Origin of the sequence: Streptomyces sp. NPDC051987 (assembly GCF_040680735.1) — a bacterium.
Taxonomy (GTDB): domain Bacteria; phylum Actinomycetota; class Actinomycetes; order Streptomycetales; family Streptomycetaceae; genus Streptomyces.
In genome coordinates this window covers 1-8506 of the sequence record NZ_JBFAXI010000068.1, presented here as the reverse complement: position 1 = coordinate 8506, position 8506 = coordinate 1, and the positions used below count along the sequence as shown (strand labels likewise).

The 8506-nt window shown below is 70.0% G+C and carries 7 protein-coding genes and 3 pseudogenes; 8 read left to right on the top strand and 2 right to left on the bottom strand.

Going from position 1 to position 8506, the window contains the following annotated elements; translation table 11 throughout:
• From AB0M11_RS29110 to AB0M11_RS29100, 3 genes are all read left to right on the top strand, one after another.
• The coding region (locus AB0M11_RS29110) for a pitrilysin family protein (RefSeq protein WP_365710622.1) at positions 1–1346 on the top strand (1346 nt) is incomplete at its 5' end.
• A gap of 26 nt (positions 1347–1372) precedes the next feature.
• Entirely contained in the window at positions 1373–2125 is a 753-nt protein-coding gene (gene dapB, locus AB0M11_RS29105) for a 4-hydroxy-tetrahydrodipicolinate reductase (RefSeq protein ID WP_365710620.1), read from the top strand.
• A 14-nt stretch (positions 2126–2139) separates the two neighbouring features.
• Positions 2140–2589, top strand: a complete 450-nt coding sequence (locus AB0M11_RS29100) for a hypothetical protein (protein ID WP_365710618.1) — start codon at positions 2140–2142, stop codon at positions 2587–2589.
• A gap of 116 nt (positions 2590–2705) precedes the next feature.
• Here the strand turns inward: AB0M11_RS29100 and AB0M11_RS29095 are convergent, their stop codons facing one another.
• Both AB0M11_RS29095 and AB0M11_RS29090 read right to left on the bottom strand, forming a co-directional pair.
• Positions 2706–3260: a hypothetical protein gene (locus AB0M11_RS29095; RefSeq protein WP_365710616.1), complete on the bottom strand. Its 555-nt coding sequence runs from the start codon at positions 3258–3260 to the stop codon at positions 2706–2708.
• 91 nt (positions 3261–3351) lie between these two features.
• Positions 3352–3588, bottom strand: a complete 237-nt coding sequence (locus AB0M11_RS29090; protein WP_365710614.1) for a hypothetical protein — start codon at positions 3586–3588, stop codon at positions 3352–3354.
• A 201-nt stretch (positions 3589–3789) separates the two neighbouring features.
• On the opposite strand from AB0M11_RS29090, the pseudogene AB0M11_RS29085 reads away from it, so the two are divergent.
• The 5 genes and pseudogenes from AB0M11_RS29085 to AB0M11_RS29065 form a co-directional block, all read left to right on the top strand.
• Positions 3790–4080 (top strand): annotated as a pseudogene (locus AB0M11_RS29085) (FAD-dependent thymidylate synthase); the annotation flags it as partial.
• Positions 4060–4986, top strand: a pseudogene (locus tag AB0M11_RS29080) (HNH endonuclease); the annotation flags it as partial. The pseudogenes AB0M11_RS29085 and AB0M11_RS29080, both read left to right, overlap by 21 nt.
• 3 nt (positions 4987–4989) lie before the next feature.
• A pseudogene (gene thyX / locus AB0M11_RS29075) lies at positions 4990–5439 on the top strand (FAD-dependent thymidylate synthase); the annotation flags it as partial.
• Between the two features lie 243 nt (positions 5440–5682).
• Positions 5683–6582 carry a 4-hydroxy-tetrahydrodipicolinate synthase gene (gene dapA, locus AB0M11_RS29070; RefSeq protein ID WP_365710612.1) on the top strand — a complete coding sequence of 300 codons (900 nt, stop codon included), beginning with the start codon at positions 5683–5685 and terminating at the stop codon, positions 6580–6582.
• 162 nt (positions 6583–6744) lie between these two features.
• Positions 6745–8430 (top strand): ribonuclease J, encoded by a 1686-nt coding sequence (locus AB0M11_RS29065; RefSeq protein WP_365710610.1) that lies wholly within the window; start codon positions 6745–6747, stop codon positions 8428–8430.
• Positions 8431–8506 lie beyond the last annotated feature (76 nt).

Sequence of the window (8506 nt, the reverse complement as noted above, 5' to 3'; positions counted from 1 at the left end):
CCTCCTCGGAGGCGCGGGCCGTCGCCCGTACCCAAACCCTGATCAACGGCGAGAACGGCATCGGCACGGTCCGCAAGACCACCCTCCCCGGCGGCCTGCGCATCGTCACCGAGACCCTGCCCTCGGTCCGCTCCGCGACCTTCGGTATCTGGGCCCACGTCGGCTCCCGCGACGAGACCCCCGCCCTGAACGGCGCCACCCACTACCTGGAGCACCTGCTCTTCAAGGGCACGACCCGGCGCAGCGCCCTGGACATCTCCTCCGCCATCGACGCGGTCGGCGGCGAGATGAACGCGTTCACGGCGAAGGAGTACACGTGCTACTACGCGCGCGTGCTCGACACCGACCTGCCGCTCGCCATAGACGTCGTCTGCGACATGCTCACGGGCTCCCTGATCCTCGAGGACGACGTCAACGTCGAGCGCGGCGCGATCCTCGAAGAGATCGCGATGACCGAGGACGACCCGGGCGACTGCGTGCACGACCTGTTCGCGCACACCATGTTCGGTGACAACGCCCTGGGCCGCCCGGTCCTCGGCACCGTCGACACCGTCAACGCCCTCACCGCCGACCGCATCCGCCGCTTCTACAAGAAGCACTACGACCCCACCCACCTGGTGGTCGCGGCCGCCGGCAACATCGACCACAACAAGGTCGTACGACAGGTCCGCGCCGCCTTCGAGAAGTCCGGCGCGCTCAAGAACTCCGACGCCCGGCCCATCGCCCCGCGCGACGGCCGCCGCACCATCCGCACCGCGGGCCGCGTCGAACTGCTCGGCCGCAAGACCGAACAGGCCCACGTCGTGCTCGGCATGCCGGGCCTCGCCCGCACCGACGACCGCCGCTGGGCGCTCGGCGTGCTCAACACCGCCCTCGGCGGCGGCATGTCCTCCCGGCTCTTCCAGGAGGTCCGCGAGAAGCGCGGCCTGGCCTACAGCGTGTACTCCTACACCTCCGGCTTCGCCGACTGCGGCCTCTTCGGCGTCTACGCCGGCTGCCGGCCCTCGCAGGTGCACGACGTGCTCAAGATCTGCCGGGACGAGCTCGACCGGGTCGCCCAGGACGGTCTGCCCGACGACGAGATAGGGCGCGCCATCGGCCAGCTCCAGGGCTCCACGGTGCTGGGCCTGGAGGACACCGGCGCGCTGATGAACCGTATCGGCAAGAGCGAACTGTGCTGGGGCGACCAGATGTCCGTCGACGACATGCTGGCCCGGATAGCCGCCGTGACCCCGGACGAGGTCCGCTCGGTCGCCCGCGACATCCTGGGACAGCGCCCGTCGCTGTCGGTCATCGGCCCGCTCAAGGACAAGCAGGCCGCCCGCCTGCACGACGCCGTCGCCTGACACACCACCGGTAAGGAACGAAGAAGATGAGCAAGCTGCGCGTGGCGGTCCTCGGCGCCAAGGGCCGGATCGGGTCCGCGGCGGTCCAGGCGGTCGACGCCGCCGAGGACCTGGAGCTGGTCGCCGCCCTCGGCCGGGGCGACAGGCTGGAGGCGCTGGAGGCCTCCGGTGCCCAGGTCGCCGTCGAACTCACCACCCCCGCCTCGGTGATGGGCAACCTCGACTTCTGCGTGCGCCACGGCATCCACGCCGTCGTCGGCACCACCGGCTGGACGGACGAACGCCTCGCGCAGCTCAGGGGCTGGCTCGCCCAGTCCCCGCAGACCGGCGTGCTCATCGCCCCGAACTTCTCCATCGGGGCCGTGCTGACGATGAAGTTCGCGCAGATCGCCGCCCCGTACTTCGAGTCGGTGGAGGTCGTCGAGCTCCACCACCCGAACAAGGTGGACGCGCCGAGCGGCACGGCCACCCGCACGGCCCAGCTCATCGCCGAGGCCCGCCGTACGGCCGGCACCGCCCCGGCGCCGGACGCCACGGTGACCGCCCTGGACGGCGCGCGGGGCGCCAGCGTGGACGGCGTCCCCGTGCACGCCGTCCGCCTCCGCGGCCTCCTCGCCCACCAGGAGGTCCTCCTCGGCGGCGAGGGCGAGACCCTCACCATCCGCCACGACTCCCTCCACCACAGCAGCTTCATGCCGGGCATCCTGCTCGGCGCCCGCCGCGTGGTGACCACTCCGGGCCTGACCTTCGGCCTGGAGAATTTCCTGGACCTGAGCTGAACCGGCGGGACGACATGCGCGCGAAGCTCTCCTACGCCCTGACGGCCGCCGTCCTCCTCTTCTACTTCGTCCTGGTCGGCAGCAGGGGAGTGCTGCTCATCCAGACCGGCACGGTCCTCACCGTCACCTTCGGGGTGGCGGTGCTGATCCTGCCGGTCATCGGCCTGTGGTTCCTGTGGAAGAACACCCAGTTCGTCCGCCGGGCCAACGCCCTCGCCGCCGAACTCGACGCCGAGGGCGGCCTGCCCGTGGACGAGCTGAAGCGCACGCCCGGCGGCCGGATCGACCGGGACTCGGCCGACGAGGTCTTCGCCAAGCGCAAGGCCGAGACCGAGGCCGCCCCCGACGACTGGCGCAGCTGGTTCCGCCTCGCCGTCGCCTACCACGACGCCCGCGACACCCCGCGCGCCCGCAAGGCCATGCAGCGCGCCATCGCCCTGCACGACAGCAGCGGCGCCCCGTAGGGGGGCGCTAGGGGTACCCCCGGCCGAAGGCTGGGGGAGGAACTGCGCGACCAGCCGCGACGGCGCCGCAGACGAAAGACGGCACATCACGGCACATCACGGCGCTTCCAGCGGAGCTATCCGTGCCGGTACTCCGCCGCCCACGCCTCCACCGCGTCCGCCGCCCGGTCGAAGGCCGACGCCCGGCCCACGAAGTCCATGCCGTGCGTGGTCAGCAGCGGGTCGGTGTCCGCCGGGCTGCGGTCCCTGCGCACGAGGGTCAGCGCCTGCCCCTGCACGGTCCGCGGCAGCCCCAGCCAGCGCACCGGCTGCTGCGCCGTACGCACCTCGACGACCCGCTTCCAGGGCACCGTCCGGGTGTACAGCAGACCCACCTGGCGCACGCCGTACGCGCTCACCCACACGCCCATGCGCAGTATCCGCAGCGCGGCGGCGATGATCAGCAGCGCGACGCCGAGGACCACGGCGGCGGAGGACAGCGATCCGGTCAGGGCCAGCGCGACCGCCCCGAAGAGGACGAACGAGGCGAGCAGCAGCCACAGGGCGGCCCCGCCGACCCGCCACGGGCCCGGCCGGTAGGGGCGCCGCCAGCGGTCCCGGTCGTCGTACGGCAGGGTGTCGTGGAACGCCGCGTCGTGGGTGCGGTCGGCCGTCAGGAAGGGCAGGGGCACGGCTGGTCCTCACTCAATCCTTGCGTGGGCTGTGCCCGGTGAGGCTATCCGCCCGTGTCCCCGCCCACCACTCACGGGGGTCCGGAAGGGTTCAGCGGCCCTGGGAGGCCTGTGACTGCTGGGTCTGCGTGTCCGACGGCGTGGACAGCGCCGGCATGCCGAGCACCAGCGCGCCCACCAGCCCGGCCACGATGGTGAGCCCGAGCAGCCACCGCCCGGCCATCTGACTCACGGACGACCGCTGACGCGGCGGCGGGGTCACATTGCTGCGGAACCCGTCGGCTTCGGCGAGGAAGGCGAACGGGACCGGTTCACGCCGACCGAACATGGGCGGTGCATCCCCTTTCGGGATCGAACGGCTGTCTGTCATCTACCCAGACGGGCGAGTGACCCGAAAGGTGCCCGGTTCCGCCGAATTCACAGAAATTCGCCGCCGTATGTCATGCCCCGGCACCGAACGCCCCGATGTCAGTGCCGGGCCGTAGAGTGGGCGCCGCCCGAGAGAAGTGATGGAAGGACCCTCCGAGCCGTGACCGACACCCCCGCCGACGACCTCAAACCCAGCTTCCGGAGCGACGTCACCGTCGAGCTGGTCAAGCACAGCGCGGCCGACTCCGACGTGCTGTGGGCCGCACGTGTCTCCACCGCCGGCGAGCAGTCCCTGGAGGAGCTGCAGAAGGACCCCGAGCGCTCCAAGGGCCTCATCAACTACCTGATGCGCGACCGCCACGGCAGCCCCTTCGAGCACAACTCGATGACCTTCTTCATCAGCGCCCCGATCTTCGTCTTCCGCGAGTTCATGCGGCACCGCGTGGGGTGGTGCATCGCCGGGGACACCGAGATCACGCTGGAGAGCGAGGCCGGCCATCTGCGCCGTCGCACCATCGCCGAGCTGTACAAGCTCTGGCACCTGGGTGTCGAGGACCGTCTGCCGCACTCGGCCGGCGGCGTGACCTGGCACGGCCGGGCGGGCAAGTGGATGGCCCAGGTGCGACGCGGCGACACCAACCACTACCTCGGCCTGTACGAGAACCGTGAGGCGGCCGAGTCCGCCGTCGCGGAGTTCCGGGAACTGCACCCCAGCACCCGCATCCGCAAGCTCGAATCGGTCCGCCGCAACCACGTGCGCTGCTACGACGAGGAGACCCTGATCGCCCAGCGGGCCAGGATCGTCGACGTGATCGAGTCGGGCGTGAAGCCGCTCGTCAAGATCACCACCGCCTCGGGCAAGTCCCTTCGCTGCACGGTCGACCACGCCCTCTTCACCCCGGAGGGTTGGTGCAAGGCGGGAGAGCTCTCCGTCGGGGACGCCGTCCTGGTCTCCGGCACGATGCCGAGTCCGTCGCAGGGGCTGGTCCCGCCGAGCCTGCGCCGGGGCATCGGCGTGTGGACCTCCATGCAGCGCGAACGGCTGATCAAGGAGATTGACACCTGCCACCTCTGCGGTGCGGACTTCCCGCGGGACCAGCTCGCCCTGGACCACGTCGTCCCGGTGGCCGGTGACCTGCGCCAGGCCCTCGACGAGAAGAACCTCGCGCCGGCCTGCGAGCCGTGCCACGCGACCAAGAGCGCCGGGGAGCAGGCGCTGGCCCGGCGCGGCGGCGAGATCGCCAAGGCGGTGCCGGACCAGGTCGTCGCCATCGAGGCCGACGGCGAGGAGATGACCTACGACCTCTCCGTGGAAGGCCCGTGGCACAACTTCCTCGCGAACGGTTTCGTCGTCCACAACTCGTACAACGAGGAGTCCGGCCGCTACCGCGAGCTCCAGCCGGTCTTCTACGTCCCCGGCGAGGACCGCAAGCTGGTGCAGCAGGGGCGTCCAGGCAAGTACGAGTTCGTGCCGGGCACCGAAGCCCAGCAGGAGATCGTGGAACGCTCGATGCAGGAGTCGTACATCCAGGCGTACGAGCGCTACCAGGAGATGCTCGCCGCCGGCGTCGCCCGCGAGGTGGCTCGCGCGGTCCTGCCCGTGGGGCTGTTCTCCTCGATGTACGCCACCTGCAATGCCCGCTCGCTGATGCACTTCCTCGGGCTGCGCACCCAGCACGAGCTGGCCAGGGTGCCGTCCTTCCCGCAGCGGGAGATCGAGATGGTCGGCGAGAAGATGGAGGCCGAGTGGGCCAGGCTCATGCCGCTCACCTACGCGGCCTTCAACGCCAACGGCCGGGTGGCGCCCTGACGGCGCTCGCGCGCCAGGCCCAGGCCGTCTGACGCGGTCATCTTGACGTGCTCGGCACAGATGTACGGATCAGCCTGGAGAAGTGTCCGTATTGCGGCATTTAGAGAAGTTCATCTAGCCTGATCAAACGGACCCGGCACTGCTTGAACCCCCGAGCAGGCAGTGCCGGGCTCCGCATTTGTCATGACTTTCCCCGCATCCCGAGGGCAGACCACACAGTGGTCAGCGAGTAGCGTGTAACCCATGGCTCCGATCTCCACTCCGCAGACCCCCTTCGGGCGGGTCCTCACCGCCATGGTCACGCCTTTCACGGCGGACGGCGCACTCGACCTCGACGGCGCCCAGCGGCTCGCCACCCACCTGGTGGACGCAGGCAACGACGGCCTGATCATCAACGGCACCACCGGCGAGTCCCCCACCACCAGCGACGCGGAGAAATCGGACCTGGTACGAGCCGTACTGGAGGCGGTCGGGGACCGTGCCCACGTCCTGGCCGGAGTCGGCACCAACGACACACACCACAGCGTCGAGCTGGCCCGCCAGGCCGAGCGCGACGGCGCCCACGGCCTGCTGATCGTCACGCCGTACTACAACAAGCCCCCGCAGGAGGGCCTGTACCGGCACTTCACGACCGTCGCCGACGCGACCGGGCTGCCCGTCATGCTCTACGACATCCCCGGCCGCAGCGGCGTCCCGATCAGCACCGAGACGTTCGTCCGCCTCGCCGAGCACCCGCGGATCGTCGCCAACAAGGACGCCAAGGGCGACCTCGGCCGCGCGAGCTGGGCCATCGCGCAGTCCGGGCTCGCCTGGTACTCGGGCGACGACATGCTGAACCTCCCGCTGCTCTCCGTGGGCGCGGTCGGCTTCGTCTCCGTCGTCGGCCACCTGGTCACCCCCGACCTGCGCGCCCTCGTCGACGCGTACACCTCCGGTGACGTCGTCAAGGCCACCGAGATCCACCAGAAGCTGCTTCCCGTCTACACCGGCATGTTCCGCACCCAGGGCGTGATGACCACCAAGGCCGCGCTCGCCCTCCAGGGACTGCCCGCCGGCCCCCTGCGCCCCCCCATGGTCGAGTGCTCGGCCGAAGAGATCGGTCAGCTCAAGATCGATCTTGCCGCTGGCGGGGTACAACTCTGACAACAGACTTGGCGCGGTCGTCCGCGCAGCAACGCCTCACAACTGAATAAGCGGGACCACCGGTGCCCGCACCCCATCAAGACAATGACAACTGCTTATGCACGAACGTCACGCACGCCACGTGCCCGACCGGTACGTGGCGTGCGTGGTGAGGAGAGTCTTTTGAGTCATCCGCATCCTGAACTCGGCGCGCCGCCACAGCTCCCCGAAGGCGGCCTCCGCGTCACGCCGCTCGGCGGCCTCGGCGAGATCGGCCGCAACATGACCGTCTTCGAGTATGGCGGCCGCCTGCTGATCGTCGACTGCGGAGTGCTCTTCCCCGAGGAGGAGCAGCCCGGAATCGACCTGATCCTGCCGGACTTCTCGTCCATCCGGGACCGCCTCGACGACGTCGAGGGCATCGTCCTCACCCATGGCCACGAGGACCACATCGGCGGTGTCCCCTTCCTGCTCCGCGAGAAGCCGGACATCCCGCTGATCGGCTCCAAGCTGACCCTCGCGCTCATCGAGGCGAAGCTCCAGGAGCACCGCATCCGCCCCTACACCCTGGAAGTGGCCGAGGGCCGGAGGGAACGCGTCGGCCCCTTCGACTGCGAGTTCATCGCCGTCAACCACTCCATCCCCGACGCCCTGGCCGTGGCCATCCGCACCCCCGCGGGCATGGTGGTCCACACCGGCGACTTCAAGATGGACCAGCTCCCGCTGGACCGCCGCCTCACGGACCTGCACGCGTTCGCGCGGCTGAGCGAAGAGGGCATCGACCTCCTCCTCGCCGACTCGACGAACGCCGAGGTCCCGGGCTTCGTCCCGCCCGAGCGCGACATCTCCAACGTCCTGCGCCAGGTCTTCGCCGGTGCCCGCAAGCGGATCATCGTGGCGAGCTTCGCCAGCCACGTCCACCGCATCCAGCAGATTCTGGACGCGGCCCACGAGTACGGACGCCGGGTCGCCTTCGTCGGCCGCTCCATGGTCCGCAACATGGGCATCGCGCGGGACCTCGGCTACCTGAAGGTCCCGCCGGGCCTGGTGGTCGACGTCAAGACGCTCGACGACCTTCCCGACCACGAGGTGGTCCTGGTCTGCACGGGCTCCCAGGGCGAACCGATGGCCGCCCTCTCCCGGATGGCCAACCGGGACCACCAGATCCGCATCGTCGACGGCGACACGGTCATCCTGGCCTCGTCCCTCATCCCCGGGAACGAGAACGCGGTCTACCGCGTCATCAACGGCCTGACCCGCTGGGGCGCCAACGTCGTCCACAAGGGCAACGCCAAGGTGCACGTCTCCGGACATGCCTCCGCCGGCGAACTGCTGTACTTCTACAACATCTGCCGGCCGAAGAACCTGATGCCGGTCCACGGCGAATGGCGCCACCTGCGCGCCAACGCCGAGCTCGGCGCTCTCACGGGCGTCCCGCACGACCGCATCGTCATCGCCGAGGACGGTGTCGTCGTCGACCTCGTGGCGGGCAAGGCCAAGATCTCCGGCAAGGTCCAGGCGGGATATGTGTACGTCGACGGCCTCTCGGTCGGCGACGTCGGAGAGCCGGCCCTCAAGGACCGCAAGATCCTCGGCGACGAGGGCATCATCTCGGTCTTCGTCGTCGTCGACTCGTCCACCGGCAAGATCACGGGCGGGCCTCATGTCCAGGCCCGCGGCTCGGGCATCGAGGACTCGGCGTTCGCGGACGTCCTGCCGAAGATCTCGGAAGTCCTGGAACGCTCGGCGCAGGACGGGGTCGTGGAGCCCCACCAGCTGCAGCAGCTCATCCGGCGGACCCTCGGCAAGTGGGTGTCGGACACCTATCGCCGCAGGCCGATGATCCTCCCGGTGGTCGTGGAGGTCTGACGCTCGTACGCCCGAACTGGGAGCGGGGGGGGGGGGGGGGGGGTTGGGTGGGCGCCCCCCCCAGGGGTTGGATGGC

Excerpts from the sequence above, each read along its gene's own strand:
- AB0M11_RS29090 (WP_365710614.1), bottom strand. The coding sequence starts at position 3,588 with ATGTTCGGTCGGCGTGAACCGGTCCCGTTCGCCTTCCTCGCCGAAGCC.
- AB0M11_RS29100 (WP_365710618.1), top strand. The coding sequence starts at position 2,140 with ATGCGCGCGAAGCTCTCCTACGCCCTGACGGCCGCCGTCCTCCTCTTC.
- dapA (WP_365710612.1), top strand. The coding sequence starts at position 5,683 with ATGGCTCCGATCTCCACTCCGCAGACCCCCTTCGGGCGGGTCCTCACC.
- dapB (WP_365710620.1), top strand. The coding sequence starts at position 1,373 with ATGAGCAAGCTGCGCGTGGCGGTCCTCGGCGCCAAGGGCCGGATCGGG.